This is a genomic window from Allobosea sp. GW821-FHT03A12 (assembly GCF_058986765.1).
Genome location: NZ_JBYSVZ010000004.1, coordinates 540,296 through 557,846 on the forward strand (window position 1 = coordinate 540,296; position 17,551 = coordinate 557,846).

At 67.9% G+C, this 17,551-nt stretch carries 14 protein-coding genes; 7 read left to right on the plus strand and 7 right to left on the minus strand.

Annotated features, from left to right (window positions below):
* Positions 1–45: 45 nt before the first annotated feature.
* Positions 46–1,554, minus strand: a complete 1,509-nt coding sequence (locus tag AC3WLC_RS16855) for a lyase family protein (RefSeq protein ID WP_493685057.1) — start codon at positions 1,552–1,554, stop codon at positions 46–48.
* Positions 1,555–1,710: 156 nt separating this feature from the next.
* Here AC3WLC_RS16855 and AC3WLC_RS16860 point away from each other — a divergent pair, with 156 nt between their 5' ends.
* A complete protein-coding gene (locus AC3WLC_RS16860) occupies positions 1,711–2,691 on the plus strand; it encodes a Bug family tripartite tricarboxylate transporter substrate binding protein (protein WP_493685058.1) in 981 nt (326 codons plus the stop codon).
* A gap of 12 nt (positions 2,692–2,703) precedes the next feature.
* Here the strand turns inward: AC3WLC_RS16860 and AC3WLC_RS16865 are convergent, their stop codons facing one another.
* Together AC3WLC_RS16865 and arfB are read right to left on the minus strand one after the other, a co-directional pair.
* Positions 2,704–3,255, minus strand: coding sequence for a regulatory protein RecX (locus AC3WLC_RS16865; protein ID WP_493685059.1), 552 nt, complete (start codon positions 3,253–3,255; stop codon positions 2,704–2,706).
* A gap of 1 nt (position 3,256) precedes the next feature.
* On the minus strand, positions 3,257–3,676 hold the full coding sequence (arfB, locus tag AC3WLC_RS16870; protein WP_493685060.1) for an alternative ribosome rescue aminoacyl-tRNA hydrolase ArfB: 420 nt from the start codon (positions 3,674–3,676) through the stop codon (positions 3,257–3,259).
* Between the two features lie 37 nt (positions 3,677–3,713).
* Here arfB and mazG point away from each other — a divergent pair, with 37 nt between their 5' ends.
* Positions 3,714–4,550: a nucleoside triphosphate pyrophosphohydrolase gene (gene mazG / locus AC3WLC_RS16875; RefSeq protein ID WP_493685061.1), complete on the plus strand. Its 837-nt coding sequence runs from the start codon at positions 3,714–3,716 to the stop codon at positions 4,548–4,550.
* Between the two features lie 60 nt (positions 4,551–4,610).
* Here the strand turns inward: mazG and AC3WLC_RS16880 are convergent, their stop codons facing one another.
* Complete coding sequence (locus AC3WLC_RS16880; RefSeq protein WP_493685062.1) at positions 4,611–5,441, minus strand: invasion associated locus B family protein; 831 nt, start codon at positions 5,439–5,441, stop codon at positions 4,611–4,613.
* A gap of 237 nt (positions 5,442–5,678) precedes the next feature.
* On the opposite strand from AC3WLC_RS16880, the gene AC3WLC_RS16885 reads away from it, so the two are divergent.
* From AC3WLC_RS16885 to AC3WLC_RS16895, 3 genes are all read left to right on the plus strand, one after another.
* Entirely contained in the window at positions 5,679–7,541 is a 1,863-nt protein-coding gene (locus tag AC3WLC_RS16885) for an extracellular solute-binding protein (RefSeq protein ID WP_493685063.1), read from the plus strand.
* Between the two features lie 14 nt (positions 7,542–7,555).
* On the plus strand, positions 7,556–8,581 hold the full coding sequence (locus AC3WLC_RS16890; protein WP_493685064.1) for an AMP-binding protein: 1,026 nt from the start codon (positions 7,556–7,558) through the stop codon (positions 8,579–8,581).
* 112 nt (positions 8,582–8,693) lie between these two features.
* Entirely contained in the window at positions 8,694–9,719 is a 1,026-nt protein-coding gene (locus AC3WLC_RS16895; RefSeq protein WP_493685065.1) for a sterol desaturase family protein, read from the plus strand.
* A gap of 72 nt (positions 9,720–9,791) precedes the next feature.
* On the opposite strand, the gene mfd is transcribed toward AC3WLC_RS16895, so the two are convergent.
* Positions 9,792–13,340, minus strand: coding sequence for a transcription-repair coupling factor (gene mfd / locus AC3WLC_RS16900; protein ID WP_493685066.1), 3,549 nt, complete (start codon positions 13,338–13,340; stop codon positions 9,792–9,794).
* A gap of 180 nt (positions 13,341–13,520) precedes the next feature.
* Positions 13,521–13,817: an FAD assembly factor SdhE gene (locus AC3WLC_RS16905; protein ID WP_493685067.1), complete on the minus strand. Its 297-nt coding sequence runs from the start codon at positions 13,815–13,817 to the stop codon at positions 13,521–13,523.
* Between the two features lie 136 nt (positions 13,818–13,953).
* On the opposite strand from AC3WLC_RS16905, the gene recG reads away from it, so the two are divergent.
* Positions 13,954–16,056, plus strand: a complete 2,103-nt coding sequence (recG, locus tag AC3WLC_RS16910) for an ATP-dependent DNA helicase RecG (RefSeq protein ID WP_493685068.1) — start codon at positions 13,954–13,956, stop codon at positions 16,054–16,056.
* Between the two features lie 8 nt (positions 16,057–16,064).
* Here recG and AC3WLC_RS16915 read toward each other — a convergent pair whose 3' ends face one another.
* Positions 16,065–16,484 carry a RidA family protein gene (locus AC3WLC_RS16915; RefSeq protein WP_493685069.1) on the minus strand — a complete coding sequence of 140 codons (420 nt, stop codon included), beginning with the start codon at positions 16,482–16,484 and terminating at the stop codon, positions 16,065–16,067.
* A gap of 133 nt (positions 16,485–16,617) precedes the next feature.
* On the opposite strand from AC3WLC_RS16915, the gene AC3WLC_RS16920 reads away from it, so the two are divergent.
* Entirely contained in the window at positions 16,618–17,508 is an 891-nt protein-coding gene (locus AC3WLC_RS16920; RefSeq protein ID WP_493685070.1) for a LysR family transcriptional regulator, read from the plus strand.
* The last annotated feature ends 43 nt before the right edge of the window (positions 17,509–17,551 follow it).

Genomic DNA, 17,551 nt, shown 5'->3' on the forward strand with positions numbered 1-17,551 from the left:
CACGGGCAGCGCCTCCGCGTTGGAGGCCGCGACAGCCCTCTCCTGTCAGTTTGCGCGTGCGACGACCTTGTCGAAGTCGCGATCGAGCCCTGCCGATGCCTGATCGATCCGCTGGCGCCGCTCGTTGATCCAGCTTTCCTGCGTGGCGAGCGTCTGCCTGGCGCTTGCGATCATGCGTGCCATCTCGGCCGGCTGCGGCCCGCCAGCCGTTGCGCGGTTGCGGACGATCGCGACCGGATCGAGCGTCGCGCGGAACTCTGTCTCGCTCATCGGCAGCTCGCCGCCGGCGACACCCATCTCCTTCAGCGTCTTCTGGTAGATGCGCTGCGCCTCGGCATAGGGAAAATCCGACGGCTTGATGTCGTGCGCCTTGGCGTGGTCGACGACCTCCGAGGCGAAATGGTGCCCGACGCGGAACGGCAGCTTGTATTGGCGCATCAGCACGTCGGCGAGCTCCTGTGAGGCCGTCCAATCGCTGTTGAGTTCCTCCAGGGCCCGCTGAGGATCGACGACCAGCGCCTTCAGGATGCGGTCCCAGCCGTCCACGACCGCGCCGGCTCCGGAGATCACCGCCGCATTCTCTCGCACGCTCTTGGGGTCGCTCATGCCCGGTGGAATGTTGTGCGCCTGGATGGTCCGCCCGATGCCGAGGGAGATCGCTGTGGAGGCCTGACTGCGCACGCCGTTGAGCAGGCCGGGATTGCGCTTCTGCGGCATCGCGCTGGAGACGTAGGTGTTGCCGTCGCCCTCGGTCAGCAGGATCCAGGGCCGCGGCTGCGCATACTGGACCATGACATCCTCGACGAAGGCGCCGGCATGGAGCGCGATGCTGGTGGCGAGCGCCCCCACCTCGACCGGCATCTCGGCCGCGGTGATCTGAGCGGCGTCATAGGCGTTGTCGACCGTGGCGGCGAAACCGAGATAGCCGGCCATGCGGGGGCGGTTCAGCGGCCAGCTCGTGCCGTTCAGCACCGTCGTGCCCATCGGCGAACGGTCGAGCCTCGCATAGGCTTCGCGCAGCCGCTCGGCGTCCCGTTCCAGCCCGGCGAGATGGCCGAGCAGATAATGCCCGTAGCTGTTGGGCTGGGCCGCGACGCCGTTGGTATAGTTCGGCACGATCGTCCCGGCATGCTTCTCGGCGAGCCCCAGCATCGTCGTGCTCAGCCGGTTGAGCTGGCCTGCGAGCCGAAGCAGCTCGTCGCGCATCATCGCCGCCCGCATGGCCGAGAGCATGTCCTGGCTGGATCTGCCGGCATGCAGCAGCGTCGCCTCGACGCCCGCGGCCTCGATCAGCAGAGGCTCGAAGGTGATCACCAGGGTCGGGCGCTTGGCGCCGGGCTTGTCCGCCGCCTTCAGCATCTTGTCGAGGCCGGCAGCGATGCGCGGCGCCAGCGCTGGGTCGAGCAGCCCCTCCTCGCTGTTGATGACGGTGCTCGCCTTGTTGATCTGGCCGAGCCAATAGAATTCGTCGCGCTTCTGGGCGGATTGCGCGAAAGCGCAGGCGCTTCCGGCAACCAGTGCCGCCGTTGCAATCAGCGTTCTCGATCCACGCATGCTCACCTCCACGGCATCTGAGGTCATCGCCCCCGACCTTGGTCGGGTTGCCATTCGAAGATCGCGATGCGCTAATCTCGCCAACGCTCGGCGATCGCCTGAAGCGCCATCGCAAGGACCTTGAAGAGTCCTGAGAATCCCAGGGAGGTCAAATCGATGTTGAAATCCGGCTGGCTCGGCGCGCTCGCGCTTGCCACCTTTGCCCAGCTTGCCCCGGCTACGGTGGCGACGGCTCAATCCTGGCCGCAGCGGCCCGTCAGTTTCATCGTGCCGTTCCCGGCCGGAGGCGGCACCGACGCCTTCGCCCGCCCCCTCGCCGCCCAGCTCGAGCAGCAGCTCGGCCAGCGCATCCTGATCGACAATCGCGGCGGCGCCGGCGGCACGGTCGGCGCCTCGGCCGCCTCCAAGGCCGCGCCCGACGGCTACACCTTCTTCATCGGCGCCGCGCACCACGCCATCGCGCCGGCGCTCTATCCCAAGCTCGACTACAACATCCAGAGCGATTTCATCCCGATCGGCGTGATCGCCCAGCCGCCGCAGGTCGTGGTCGTCCATCCCGGCAAGGTCCAGGCCAAGACGCTCGCCGAGCTGATCGACTTCGCCAAGAAGAACCCTGACAAGCTGAATTACGGCTCGGCCGGCAACGGCACCACGCACCACCTCGCCGGCGAATTGTTCAAGCTGACCGCCAAGGTGAACCTGACTCATGTGCCTTATCGCGGCGCCGGCCCGCTGATGCAGGACCTGATCGCCGGTCAGGTCGACCTCGCCTTCGACGGGCTCGGCTCCTCCGCCTCGCAGATCTCCAGCGGCACGCTGCGGGCTCTTGCCGTCGCGGCGCCCAAGCGCGCCGCTGCCTTCCCCGATGTGCCGACCGCCGCCGAAGCCGGCTTGCCGGGCTACGAGGTCTCGACCTGGTATGCGATGTGGGCGCCGAAGAACACGCCGCCCGAGATCGTCGCCAGGATGACGGCCGAGCTGCAGAAGGCGCTGGCGACGCCGATGGTGACAGAGGCCTGGAAGAAGAACGGCTCGGAGATCCCGAACCTCTACGGCCCTGCCTTCGGCGACTTCGTCAAGGTCGAGGTCGCGCGCTGGGGCAAGGTCGTGGCCGAGGCCAACGTCAAGCCGGACTGAGCCGGAAGACGCTCATCCGCCCTCGCCCGCACCGTCGATCACGGCGCGGGCGATCGCCAGGCTGAAGCCGGCCCGCGCCAGCGCCGCGATATGCTTTTGCCGCTGCACGGCGCGATCGCCACGGCTCCATGGGCCAAGGCGTTTGCGCTTGGCGGCGATACGCGCCGCCTCCAGCTCGGCGTCTTCGTCGGCCACCACCACCTCGGCGACAAGGCCGCGCTCGACGCCCTTGGTCGCGAGCCCGGCCGCTACGGCCCGCGCCGAGCGCCCCTTGCGACGCAGGCTTTGCGCCCTCGCCTCCGCGAAGCGGCGGTCGTCGATCAGGCCGGAGGCGACGCAGGAGGCGACGATCTCGTCCACCGTCGCGCGGAACATCTGCGGATCGCCCCCATGATGCCGGCAACTGCGCTCGACCTTGCGCAGCAGGACGCGATGCAATTGCGCCGCCGGCACCGAATAGCGTTCGAGATAATGGAGTGCTGCGCGCCGCAGATAGTCGGCCGAAATCCGCTTGGGCGCCGGCCGCTCTCCCGGCGATGCCTCACCGTCCCGCTCTGACCTCAACCTAGTCGAACCTCGGCTTGCCGCGGCCCGATTTGACCGAAGAGCGCTTCTCCTTCGAGGCGAGGCGCCGCTCCTTCGAGGCCTTGGTCGGCTTGGTCGCCCGCCGGACCTTCGGCCGCACCTCCGCCTGCCGGATCAGCTCGACCAGCCGCGCCAGCGCCTCCTCGCGGTTGCGGCTCTGGCTGCGATGCTCCTGCGCGGTGATGACGATCACCCCGTCCTGCGTCAGCCGGCTGCCGGCGAGCTTCATCAGGCGGATCGCCACCTCATTGGGCAGCGAGGCCGAGCGGCGCGCGTCGAACCTGAGCTCGACGGCCGTCGAGACCTTGTTGACGTTCTGCCCGCCCGGACCGGAGGCGCGCACGAAGCTCTCCTCGATCTCGCTGTCGTCGATCGCAATGGACGGCGTCACTTGAATCATGGGAGGACGCTACCCCAAGCCACGGAGAATTGCAGCGATGAAGCCAGCTCGCGACATCGAGCGCCTGATCGAGATCATGGCCGCGCTGCGCACGCCGGGAACCGGTTGCCCCTGGGATCTCGAGCAGGATTTCGCCTCGATCGCACCCTACACGATCGAGGAGGCCCATGAGGTCGCCGACGCCATCGCCCGCGGCGATCTGGTCGATCTCAAGGACGAGCTCGGCGACCTCCTGCTGCAGGTGGTGTTCCACGCCCGGATGGCGCAGGAGCAGGGCAGCTTCGCCTTCCCCGACGTGGTCGAGGCGATCACCACCAAGCTGATTCGCCGGCATCCTCACGTCTTCGGCGATGCGCGCGACCTGTCGCCCGCCGAGGTCAAAGCGCTCTGGGGGCAGATCAAGGCGCAGGAGAAGGCCGACAAGGCGCGGGCGAGGGCGCAGGCCGGGCTACCGGAGCCCGCGGAGGCCAAAGGCGTGCTCGCAGGCGTGCCGACCTCCCTGCCCTCACTGACCCGGGCCTGGAAGCTCCAGGCCAAGGCCTCGAGCGTCGGCTTCGACTGGAACGACGCCCGGCTGGTGCTCGACAAGGCCCGCGAGGAGACCGCCGAGATCGAGGAGGCACTCGCCGGCGGCGACAAGGCCGCGATCCAGGAGGAGATCGGCGACCTGCTCTTCGTCATCGCCAATCTCGCCCGCCATGTCGATGCCGATCCCGAGGCCTGCCTGACCGCCGCCAACGCCAAGTTCGAGCGTCGCTTCGCCGGCATCGAGGCGGCGCTGGAACAGCAAGGGCGCGAGCCGCGTCAGGCCTCGCTGGAGGAACTCGAAGAGCTCTGGCAGCAGGTCAAGCGCGCCGAGCGCGCTGCCTCATAAGCAAACAAAAACGCCGGGCGCGAGGCCCGGCGTCGATAGGTGATCCGCCTGATCGGCCGATCAGGGCTTCGGAGCCGGGGCCGGCGTCGCGCCCGGAGCGGGAGCCGCCGGCGTGCCGGGAGCCGGCGCCGCGCCGGGCGTGGCCTCGGCGCCGCCGAGGCGCTTGCGCAGCTCCTCCTGGCGCTTGGCGAGCTCGTCCTGCAGCGCCTTCTGCTGCTCTTCCAGCACCTTCGGATCGATCGGAGCGCCGTCGAAGGCCTTGGCGAACTCGGCCATCGGCACGCTGAAGGTGACCTCGCGCGCGCCCTGGTTCTGCACGCTGATGTTGAGGTTGGTGCCCTTCTTCATCGCGTTGATGAAGTCGTCCTTGACCTGCGCCTCCGCGAAGCAGCCGTTCGGGAAGCAGATCGCGAAGCGCCCGGGGATCGGCTGCGCATTGTCGACGCCGAAGCGGATGCCGGGCTGCAGCAGCAGGCCGAGCGGCATCAGGAAGCGCACGATCTTGCTGGCGTCGCCCTTGACGTCATAGATCGCGACGGCGAGCACCGGCTGGCCCTGATCCGAGACGAAGTCACGGGTGGTGTAGCAGATTTCCTTGTTGGCGGTCGGGTCCTTGCCGCAGACCTTGGTCCAGCTCGTCTGCGACGGCTCGGGCTTGACCTGGACGACGGTCGGGCCGGTCTGCGCGGCCTGGCCCTGGGCCGGCTGCTGAGCCGGAGCGGGCTGAGCCGGCGCCGCCGGGCGGCTCGCCGGACGCTGCGGCTGCGCCTGCTGGGCGCTCGCGGCGATCGGGGTGAGAGCGACGGCGGCGCCCAGCACGAGCGCGAGGCCGCGGACCGTGCTCTTCGCGGTGGCGCCCTGGCTCCGGGACAGGCGGGTCGAAGCTGACATCTGCGTTTCCTTGACCATGAAACTGGTTCGGCCGCCGGATCCGGCGGCATGCATCACCCAAGGCTCAACCAGCAAGGTGCCGGAGCCGGTGGCGGCGTGAGCACATCAAGCGCGATTGCGGCGTTTGGATGACGCCGGCCTGCGTTTAGCGAGTTCCGTCGCAGGTTTCCAGCCCGAAGAGCGCGGCGCGACAAGTTTGATCGCATGTTATCCTGCGGCAGGGAATCAGTTTCGAGCATGCATCGACCTTTCAGCGCAGCGGCGTGTTCCGCTTGGTGTCTCGGGCTCGTCCTCGCGGGCCTGGCGGCTTTCGGGCCGATCGGGAACCTGCGCGCGGCTGCGGCCGAGAATGACACCGCCATCGCCATGCACGGCGAGCCGGAACTGCCCAAGGGCTTCGACCACCTGCCCTATGCCGATCCGCAGGCGCCGAAAGGCGGGCGAATCATCTACGGCCAGCAGGGCACCTTCGACAGCCTCAATCCGCTGGTGGTGCTTGGCGTCGCCCCGGACGCAGTGCCGCGCTATGTCCAGCAGAGCCTGCTCTTCCGCTCGGCCGACGAACCCTTCACAGCCTACGGCCTGCTGGCGAGCAAGGTCGAGCTCAACTCGGAACGAACCCGTCTCGCCTTCCAGATCGACCCGCGCGCCCGCTTCTCCGACGGCAAGCCGGTGACGGCGGACGACGTGATCTTCACCTTCGAGATGCTGAAGACCAAGGGCAAGCCGTTCCATCGCTCCAGCCTCGCGCGCGTGACCAAGGTCGAGGCCCCCTCGCCCGACCGCGTCGTCTTCGAGCTCGGCGACGGCTCCAATCGCGAACTGCCGCTGGTGATCGGCGCCATGCCGATCTTCGCCAGGCACGCCACCGACGCGGAGAAGTTCGGCGACACCAGCTTCAAGCCGGCGCTCGGCTCCGGCCCCTACATCGTCGAGGAGATCAAGCCTGGCGAAATGCTTAGGCTGAAGCGGCGCAAGGATTTCTGGGCGGAGGATCACCCCCTCACCCGCGGGCTCTTCAACGCAGACGAGATTCGCTACGATTTCTACCGCGATTCCAACGCCTTGTTCGAGGCTTTCAAGGCAGGACTTTATGATGTCCGCCTCGAAAGCGACCCGACCCGCTGGATGACGGGCTACGACGTCCCGGCCGTACGCGACGGCAGGATTATCCGCGACACCTTCCGCTTCCAGACGCCCAAAGGCATGACCGGGCTGGTCTTCAACACCCGCCGCCCGCAATTCGCCGATATCCGCGTCCGCGAGGCGCTGGCGATGCTGTTCGACTTCGAATGGGCCAATCGCAACCTGTTCCACGGCGTCTATCGCCGCGCCGGCAGCTTCTTCGCCGACAGCGAGCTCTCGGCCCTCGGCGTGCCGGCCGATCAGCGTGAGAAGACGCTGCTCGCGGCCTTCCCCGGCGCCGTGCGCGACGACATCCTCGCCGGCACCTGGGCTCCGGCCGCGACCGACGGCTCCGGCCGCGACCGCGACCAGGCCCGTCGCGCGCTCGACCTGCTGGAAGCCGCAGGCTACCGCCTCAATGACGGGCAATTGCGCAAGGGCGGCCAAAAAAACGGCGAAGGTGAGCCCTTCGGCTTCGAGATCACCGTCACCAACCGACCGCAGGAGCGGCTGGCGCTGAACTATGCGACCTCGCTCGCCCGGCTCGGCATCGCCGTCTCGGTCCGCCTGATCGACGACGTCCAATACTGGCGCCGGCTCTCGACCTTCGATTTCGACATGATCCAGTGGACCTGGCCGGCCTCGGCCTCGCCCGGCAACGAGCAGATCGGCCGCTGGGGCTCGGCCAATGCCGAGCGCAAGGGAGCACTCAACTATGCCGGCGTGCGTTCGCCGGCGGTCGATGCGACCTTGCAGGCGCTGCTGGGCGCGCGCTCGCGCGAGGATTTCGTTGCCACGGTGCGCACGCTCGACCGACTGCTGCTCTCCGGCTTCTACGTCGTGCCGCTCTATTATCTGCCCGAGACCTGGCTGGCGCGCTCGCGCGACATCGTCCTGCCCGAGCGGCGGCCGAGATTCTTCTTCTCCAACGAAACGCTGGCGCGGTCGCCCTCGCCGCCAGCGCCCGCCAACTAGGTCCGGCGATGCGCATGGGCTCCGACGAAATCTCCATCGGCGCACTGGTCGAGGGGCTCGATTTCGACAGCCTGCTCAAGGCGCTCGCCGCCCGCCGCGGCTATGAGCCGGCCTTCCGCGACCCGCCGGGCCGACGCGACTGGAGCGATTTTTCTCCCAACGCCTTCGGCTTCGCCGAGCTCGACGGTCGCGTCGACCGGCTCGCCAACCTTCTCCTGCTCGCCAGGCCCCAGCCCGGCGCCTGCGTCGCGATCCTGGCGCCACTCGGCCCCGAGGCACTGGTCTCGATCCTCGCCAGCCTGCGGGCCGGCCTCTCACCGATGCTCCTGCCGGCCCATGCCAAGGAGGCGGAGCTCTTGCCCCTGATTGAGCGCTCCGGCGCGGTGATGGCGCTCGGCGTGCCGCGGATCGGAGAGTTGCAGCCTTTGCACCTGCTCCGCGATGTAGCCGCGCGCTCCTTCGGCATGCGCTTCATCGGCGGTTTCGGGGCGCGCGTGCCCGATGGCGTCGCCGCGCTGGAGCCGCTGCTCGGCCATGGCGCTACGCCATCCGCCTTGCCCCCAGCCGCGATCCGGGCGCCGATCCGCGTCGTCGATGGGCATAGCCTCACCGGTCCCTTTCCGGTCAGCGAGAAGGAAGTTTTGGCCAAGGCGCTCGAAATCTCGCGCGTGCTGAAACCGCTCGCTTCGTCGCGTGTCATCACCACGCTGGTCGGCGGCGATCTCGCCGCGCTGGCTACCGGCCCCGGCATCGCGCTGCTCACCGGCGTCGAGCTCCTGCCGCTCGGGCTGTTCGTGCTCGACGACTTGCGCGCCTGCCTGGAAGGCGGGCGCATGGTCCATCTCGTCATACCGGCGGCCCTGGAGCCGGCGCTGGCCCGCTCGCGGCTCGGCGGCCACAAGGCGTTGACCAGCCTCGTCGTCACCCGCCGCGCCGGCGAGGATGACGGTTTGCCACGGCTCGACCGGCCGGATATCGCCATCGTCGACGTCGTGACCAATGCGGCGACGGATGTTTCGGTGACACGGCGGTCACCGTGAGAACCTCGATCGAATTCCCAGCAGCAGCAAAGCTTGCCGCAAGGAATTCAATCCGGGTTAACCCTCGGACAGTAGACGATAGGAGCATCCAAGCTGAAACTGGGACGACGCGATGGAGTTCGCCAGCGCATTCACGGCTGCGATCGAAGCCTTGGTCCTGCCGCTGTTCCACCCGCTCGACCAAAGATCGGTATTCTCCTACGTCGCGGCGGCAGCCTTCGTCTTCCTAGCTATCATCCCCACGCGCCTGCGACGCCGGCGCAAAGATATCGGGCTGAGGGCCTTCTGGCGGCTTTTGAGCAAGCGGACCGTCTGGCTGCACCGTTCGTCGCTGCTCGACTACAAGCTCTACCTCCTCAATATCCCGCTGCTCGCCTTCGTGATCGGCTTCTTCATCATCGGTGCGGATTTTTGGGCCGGTGCCTTCGGCAGCTGGCTGGCCGCCTTGTTCGGGCCGCCCGCCGAGACGGTTGCCGCGCATTGGGGGATTATCCTGTTCCTCGCGGTGCTGCAGGTGCTCGCCTTCGACTTCGGCTACTGGCTCGCGCATCTTGCCATGCACAAGAGCGAGATCCTCTGGCAATTCCACAAACTGCATCATTCGGCAGAGGTCATGACGCCGGCGACGGAATTCCGGCAGCATCCGGTCGAACTCGCCCTGTTCCCCTGTGTGACCGGCTTCACCAACGGCCTGGTCTATGCGCTGGTGACTCATTGGCTCGGCAGCGGCGCGCCCTCGATGGGCATATTCGGCTACAACCTCATCATCTGCGCGCACATCTTCACCTTCCATCACCTCCGGCATTCCCACATCAACATGCCGTTCACCGGGCTGATGGGCGTGCTGCTGCACAGTCCGGCGCATCACCACATCCATCATTCGGACAACCCCGCCCATTTCGATCGGAACATGGGCTACTTGCTGTCGATCTGGGACTGGATGGCCGGCACGCTCCATATGCCGCGCCGGGGCGAGAAGATCACGCTCGGCATCGGCCATGAAGGTGCCGAGCACAACACGGTCGGCAATGCACTCTGGGTCCCGTTCCGCGATGCCGGACGGCTGATTGCCACGCGCCTGCGCCCGGCGGGCAAGTCGATGACCGACGAGCCGGCCGTCGAGCCGAAGAGCAGCTGAGCCAAAGGACGATCAGCTCGTCGGTCTAGACGAGGACCTCCTCGACATCGAGGCGCCGGGCTGCCTCGCCCGTCAGGCCGCCTTCTTGCGCTCGGCGATGCGCGCCAGATCGGTCAGCAGCCGGCGCGTGCCGGTCAGCCGCTGCTCGGCCGTCTCGAAGTCGTCGATGAAGACGACGCGCATGTCGGGGCGCACCTTGGCCAGCGTGCCCTGCTTGGCCACGTAGCTGACGAGCCCTTCCGGATTGGCGAACTCGCTGTCGCGGAAGGCGACGATGATGCCCTTCGGGCCGGCCTCGACCTTCTCGACATTGGCGCGCTTGCACAAAGCCTTGATCGCGACGATCTCCAGCAGCTGCTTGACCTCTTCCGGCAGCGGGCCGAAGCGGTCGATCAGCTCGGCGCCGAAGGATTGCAACTCGGCGTCGTCGTCCATGGTCGAGAGGCGCTTGTAGAGCGTCAGCCTCAGCGTCAGATCGCCGATATAGTGCTCGGGGATCATCACCGGCGCGCCGATCTGGATGCTCGGCGACCAGTGCGCATCGCTTTCGATCTCGATGCCGGCCTTGAGCGCCGCGACTGCCTCTTCCAGCATCTGCTGGTAGAGCTCGTAGCCGACTTCCTTGATGTGGCCGGATTGCTCGTCGCCGAGCAGGTTGCCGGCGCCTCGGATGTCGAGGTCGTGGCTCGCGAGCTGGAAGCCTGCGCCCAGCGTATCGAGCGACTGCAACACCTTGAGGCGCCGGTCGGCCTGCTCGGTTAGCTTGCGGTTGGCCGGCACGGTGAAGAGCGCATAGGCGCGCACCTTCGAACGGCCGACGCGGCCGCGCAGCTGGTAGAGCTGCGCCAGGCCGAACATGTCGGCGCGGTGGATGATCAGCGTGTTGGCGGTCGGGATGTCCAGGCCGGATTCGACGATCGTGGTCGAGAGCAGGATGTCGTACTGGCCCTCATAGAAGGCCGTCATCACGTCTTCCAGCGAGCCCGCCGCCATCTGGCCATGGGCGATGCCGACCTTGCACTCGGGCACCTGCTTGTCGAGGAAGTCCTTGACCTCGGCGATGTCCTCGATGCGCGGCACGACATAGAACGACCGCCCACCGCGGTAGCGTTCGCGCAGCAGCGCCTCGCGCACGATCAGCGGATCGAACGGCGTGACGAAGGTGCGGACAGCGAGGCGATCGACCGGCGGTGTCGCGATGATCGAGAGCTCGCGCACGCCGGTCATGGCGAGCTGGAGCGTGCGCGGGATCGGTGTCGCGGTCAGCGTCAGCATGTGGACCTCGGCGCGCATCTCCTTCAGCCGCTCCTTATGGGCGACGCCGAAATGCTGCTCCTCGTCGACGATGACGAGGCCGAGATCCTTGAAGTCGATGCCCTTGCCGAGCAGCGCATGGGTGCCGACGGTGATGTCCATCGTGCCGTCGGAAATGCCCTGTTTCACCGCCTTGAGATCGGGCGCCGACACGAAGCGCGAGGCCTGGCCGACCTTGACCGGCAGGCCGGCAAAGCGCTCGGCGAAGTTGCGGTAGTGCTGGCGCGCCAAGAGCGTCGTCGGCACGACGACCGCGACCTGCTTGCCGGCGAGCGCGGCGGTGAAGGCGGCGCGCAGCGCGACCTCGGTCTTGCCGAAGCCGACATCGCCGCAGACCAGCCGGTCCATCGGGCGGCCGGCGGCGAGGTCCTCCAGCACCGCGTCGATGGTGTTCTGCTGGTCCTCGGTCTCCTCATAGGGGAATCGGGCGCAGAACTCGTCATAGAGCCCGTCCTGCGGGATCAGGCGCGGCGCTTCCTTGAGAGCGCGCGCGGCGGCGATCTGGATCAGCTTGCCCGCCATCTCGCGGATACGCTGCTTCAGCTTGGCCTTGCGCGCCTGCCAGCCACCACCACCGAGCCGGTCGAGCACGACCTCGGTGTCCTCCGAGCCATAGCGCGAGAGCAGCTCGATGTTCTCCGCCGGCAGGAACAGCTTGGCATCGCCGGCATAATGGATTTCGAGGCAGTCATGCGGCGCCCCAGCCGCCGTGATCGTCTGCAGGCCGACGAAGCGGCCGATGCCGTGGTCGACATGGACGACGATGTCGCCCGGTGTTAGCGAAGACAGCTCGTTGATGAAGTCCTGCGGGCGGCGCGTCTTCTTGCGCGGGCGCACCAGCCGGTCGCCAAGGATGTCCTGCTCGCCGATGACCGCGAGCTTGCCGGCCTCGAAACCGGTCTCAAAGCCCCAGACGGCAAGGGCCGTGGTACCGGGCTTGAGGTCGAAGGCGGCGCGCAACGAGCCGGTCATCTGCACGGTCTTGAGGCCATGGTCGGCCAGCACATGGGCGAGGCGCTCGCGCGAGCCTTCCGACCAGCCGGCGAGGATGACGCGTCGCCCTTCTGCCTCCAGCGCCTTCACATGCGCGACGGCCGCGTCGAAGACGCTGCCAGAATTGTCGGCGCGCTCGGCGGCGAAGCTGCGGCCCTGCTTGCCGCCGAGATCGACGACGAGCTTGCCCGCGCTTTCTGGCAGCTGGAACGGTGTCAGCGAGGCGACGCCGGCTTCGCCGATGATGCCACGCCAATCCGCCGGCGAGAGATAGAGCGCCTCCGGCAGCAGCGGCTTGTACGGTATCGAGCCGGGCGAAGGCTGGTCGAGCGCGCTCTTGCGGGCGTCGTAATAGTCCTTGATCAGGCTGATGCGCTCGCCGACCGCGTCGTCGGCGTGATGGTCGAGCACGATCGGGACGTCGGGCAGATAGGTGAAGAGCGTGTCGAGCTTCTCGGCCAGCAGCGGCAGCCAGTGCTCGAGGCCGGCCGGACGCCGGCCCTCACTGACGGCCTCGTAGAGCGTGTCGTCGCGGCCGGGCGTGCCGAAGGTCGAAATATAGGACTGGCGGAAGCGACGGATCGAGTCGCTCGTCATCTGCGCTTCGGACATCGGCACGAGGTCGAGCCCGCGCAACTGCCCGGTGGTGCGCTGCGTCTCCGGATCGAAGGTGCGGATCGATTCCAGCGTATCGCCGAAGAAATCGAGCCGGATCGGCGCCGGCATGCCCGGCGGGTAGAGGTCGACGATGCCGCCGCGCACGGCGAATTCGCCGGTCTCGCGCACGGTCGAGGTCCGGAGATAGCCGTTGACGTCGAGCCAGCGCGCCAGCTCCTCGGTGTCGACCATGTTGCCCGGCGCGGCCGAGAAGCTCTCCGACGCGACCTTGCCGAAGGCCGGCACGCGCTGGAGCGCGGCGTTCACCGTGGTCAGCAGCAGGCGCGGCCGGTCGCCCGACTTGGTCCGGGCCAGGCGCGACAAAGTCGTCATCCGGTGCGCAACGATCGACGGCGCCGGCGAGACGCGGTCATAGGGCTGGCAGTCCCAGGCCGGGAAGGTCATCACCTCGAGATCGGGCGCGACGAAGGCCAGTGCATTCTCCAGCACCTGCAGGCGCTGGCCGTCGCGGGCGATGAAGACGATCAGCGCCGGCCCTTCCGACTTCTTGGCGCGGGCGCGCGTCAGGTCGGCGAGCACGACGGCATCGAAACCGTCGGGCACGCCGGCAAGCATCGGCTTGTCGCCGCGATTCAACGCATCGAGGATGCGCTCGAGCTGCGGCTTGGCGATCTGGGTGGGAGGCGGAATGCTCATTGGGACGCTTCAATTCTGACTATGGCTTGTCATTCCGGGGGGCGCCGCAGGCGCGAACCCGGAACCCACGACTGGGTGGAACATCTGGTACGTGGTTCCTGACCGCTCACCCGGTCGTGGGTTCCGGGTTCTTCGCTGCGCGAAGCCCCGGAATGACAACGAAGGGAGCAGGCCAAGCCCTCAGACATGAATCGGCTTGTCGTGCTGGTGGAACGCCTTCAGCTGCCGGAAGACATCGCTGTCGTAGTTCTCTGGCACCTCAGCCTCCCCGGTCACCCAGCTCAGCAGGTCGCGGTCGAGCACCTCGATCAGCCGCTCGAACTCGTCGAGCTCGACCTCGCTCAGATTGCCGATCTGCGCATCGGCGAAGCGGCCCATGATCAGGTCCATCTCGCGCATACCGCGATGCCAGGCGCGGAACAGGATCTTGCGCCGCCGCGGGTCGAGGTCGGCGCTGCTACGGGTCGAGCCACTCATCATCGCCTCGCGGACAATAGGAATAGGGCCGGCCCCATCGCGGAGCCTGCCGTCGCGAGCTATATAGCGATGCCATCTCGCGAAGTCAGCGGTACGAATGCCGCCGGACTCGCACTCCTGACATGCCGTGAAGCCATTGCGTCCATCTCTCCTCGATCCGCTCTTCGCCCCGGCCACCGCGCTGTCCGGCGTCGGCCCCAAGCTCGCCAAGGCGCTCGACAAGCTGCTGGGCGACGAGACGCATGCCGCCCGCGTCATCGACCTGCTCTTCCATCTGCCGACCGGTGCGATCGACCGGCGGCCGAGCGAAAGCATCGCCGAGGCCCCGGTCGGCGAGGTCGCGACCTTCTCGGCGCAAGTGACCGAGCACCGCCCTGCCCCGCCGACCAAGGCGAAAGCGCCCTATCGCGTCATCGTCGAGGACGAGACCGGCGACGTCACGCTGGTCTTCTTCCATGCCGATGTCCGCCATCTCCTGCAGACCCTGCCGATCGGCGCCTATCGCATCATCTCGGGCAAGCTCGAGCTCTGGGACGGCATGCGCCAGATGGTGCATCCCGACCGCATCCTCGATCCCAAGCTCGCCGCCACCCTGCCCTCGGTCGAGCCGGTCTACGGGCTGACCGAAGGCATCGGCGGGCGCGTCATGGCGCGGATCGCCGCCGGCGCCGCCGAGCGCTGTCCCGAGCTGCCGGAGTGGCAGGATCCGGCCTTCCTCACACGCCACGACTTCGCGCCCTTCCGCGACGCCATCCACGCTCTGCACCACCCGGTCGACTTGAAGGCGGCGACGGGCGAGACCGTCGCGCGCCGGCGCATCGCCTATGACGAGCTGCTCGCGAGCCAGATCGCGCTTGCCCTGGTGCGCCGCCAGCAGAAGAAGGCGGCCGGCCGCGCCACGGCGGGCGACGGCGCCCTGCGCCACGCCATCGAAACCGCCCTGCCCTTCACGCTGACCGACGGCCAGCGCAAGGCGATCGCCGACATCCATGACGACATGGAAAAGCCCGAGCGCATGCTGCGCCTGCTCCAGGGCGATGTCGGCTCGGGCAAGACCGTGGTCGCGCTGATGGCGATGGCGGCAGCGGCCGAGGCGCGTCGGCAATCGGTGCTGATGGCGCCGACCGAGATCCTCGCCCGCCAGCATGCCGAGCGCCTGGCGCCGCTCGCCGACAAGGCCGGGCTCAAGCTCGCTCTGCTGACCGGCCGCGAGAAGGGCGCCGGCCGCCGGCAGGTGCTGGAGGGCCTGGCGAATGGCGAGATCGACATCGTCGTCGGTACCCATGCGCTGTTCCAGGAGGGCGTCGTCTTCCATGACCTCGCGCTGGCCGTCGTAGACGAGCAGCACCGCTTCGGCGTGCACCAGCGCCTGCTCCTCGGCGCCAAGGGCGAGGCGGTCGACATCCTCGTCATGACCGCGACGCCGATCCCACGCACGCTGGCGCTGACCTGGTTCGGCGACATGGACGTCTCGATCCTCTCGGAGAAGCCGGCCGGCCGGAAGCCGATCACCACGCGGGCGATCTCGCTGGAGCGCTATGACGAGGTCGTCGGTGCGGTCGGGCGGGCGCTGGAGAGCGGCGCGCAGGTCTACTGGGTCTGCCCGCTGGTACAGGAATCCGACACGCTCGACGTTGCGGCGGCAGAGGAGCGCTTCGAGGCGCTGCAGGGCCTCTTTGGCGACAAGGTCAGCCTGCTGCACGGCCAGATGCCGGGACGCGACAAGGATGCGGCGATGGCCGCCTTCTCCGGTGGGCAGACGCGGGTGCTGGTCTCGACCACGGTGATCGAGGTCGGCGTCGACGTGCCCAACGCCTCGGTGATGGTGATCGAGCATGCCGAGCGCTTCGGCCTCGCCCAGCTCCACCAGCTGCGCGGACGGATCGGTCGCGGCAGCGCCGCCTCGACCTGCCTCTTGCTCTACAAGGGCCCGCTCGGGCAGGTGGCGGAAGCGCGCCTCACCATCATGCGCGAGAGCGAGGACGGCTTCCGCATCGCCGAGGAGGACCTGCGCCTGCGCGGCGAAGGCGAGGTGCTGGGCACGCGCCAATCCGGCTCGCCCGACTGGCGCATCGCCCGCCCCGAGATCGACGGCGATCTGCTGGCAGCGGCGCGAGACGATGCCCGCCTGCTGATCGAGCGCGACCCGCATCTGGAGACGCCGCGCGGCCAGGCGATAAGGACGCTGCTCTACCTGTTCGAGCGCGACGTCGCGATCCGCCTGCTGCGGGCGGGCTGAGGCGACATTCAGCCGTGCGAGCGGGTGCTGCCACTCGCCGCCGGGATGCGGGCGACGACCTTGAGCTCGAAGTCGAAGCCGGCGAGCCATGTCACGCCGACGGCGGTCCAGGTCGGATAGGGCGGTTCGCCGATTTCCTCGGCGCGGATGGCCATCATCTTCTCGAACTGCGTCTGTGGGTCGGTGTGAAAGGAGATGACGTCGATCACATCGTCAAAGCTCGCGCCGGCCGCTGCCAGAACCGCGCGCAAATTGGCGAAGGCGCGCCGGACCTGATCCTCGAACACGGGTTCGGGGGAACCATCCTCGCGGCTACCGACCTGCCCGGAGATGAAGAGCAGATCGCCGGAGCGGATGGCGGCCGAGTACTGATGGACGTCGTAGAGGGCGTGGCGGTTGGCTGGGAAAATCGCGTCACGTTTGGGCATGTCGGTTCCTTTCACTGGCTGCGAACGTAGGCGGCCTCTCCGCGTGATTCGCTCTTGCCGACAGGAGATAGCGGGCAATGATTGTTCGGATTAGCCGTTGAAACCTGCATGAGCTGATGCAAAATCACCAGCAATGGCTCACCCTTCGCTCAACGACCTCACGGCTTTCGTCACCGTCGCGACCCGTCGCAGCTTCCGGCGCGCGGCGGACGAACTCGGCACCGCACCTTCCACGCTGAGCCATGCGATGCGGGCGCTCGAGGAGCGTATGGGTGTGCGCCTGCTCAATCGCACCACCCGCAGCGTCGCGCCGACTGAAGCCGGCCTCGAACTGCTCAGCCGTCTGCAGCCGGCGCTAGCAACGCTGGACGCGGCGCTGGACAGCATGGCCACGTTCCGCGGCAGCGTCGCCGGCAGCGTCCGGATCAACGCGCCACGCCTGGCTGCGGCGCTGCTCGTTCGCGAGGTCCTTCCCGCGATGGCGGAGCGCTTTCCGGACGTCGCCGTCGATCTCGTCGTCGAAGGCAAGCTGATCGACATCGTGGCTGCCGGGTTCGATGCCGGCGTGCGCCTCGTCGGCTCGATCCCGCGGGACATGGTCGCCGTGCCGTTCGGCGGCTCCGTCAGCTTCATCTGCGTCGCGTCGCCGGCCTATCTTGAGCGCTTTGGCGTCCCAGACACGCCCGATGCCCTCCAGCATCACCGCTGCATCGGCCACCGCATGCCGAGCGGCAAATTCTATCGCTGGGAGTTCGAGCGGGCCGGGCAGGAGCTGACGATCGATACAGGCAGCTCGGTCATTCTCGACGATGAGGAGCTCATGACCGAGGCCGCAATAGGCGGCCTCGGCATCGCCTATATCGCAAGTCCGGCGGCGGAAATGGCGTTGGCTGACGGACGTCTTCGCCAGATTCTGACGGCCTGGGCGCCGGCTCCCGAGCGGATCGCGATCTACTATCCCGGTCACCGCGCCGTGCCGCCGGCACTGCGGGCCTTCCTCGATGTCGCCAAGGCTGCGCGCTAGAAGCAAGAGCAATCTCGATCAAGCACGCCCGTCCTGCCTCCGC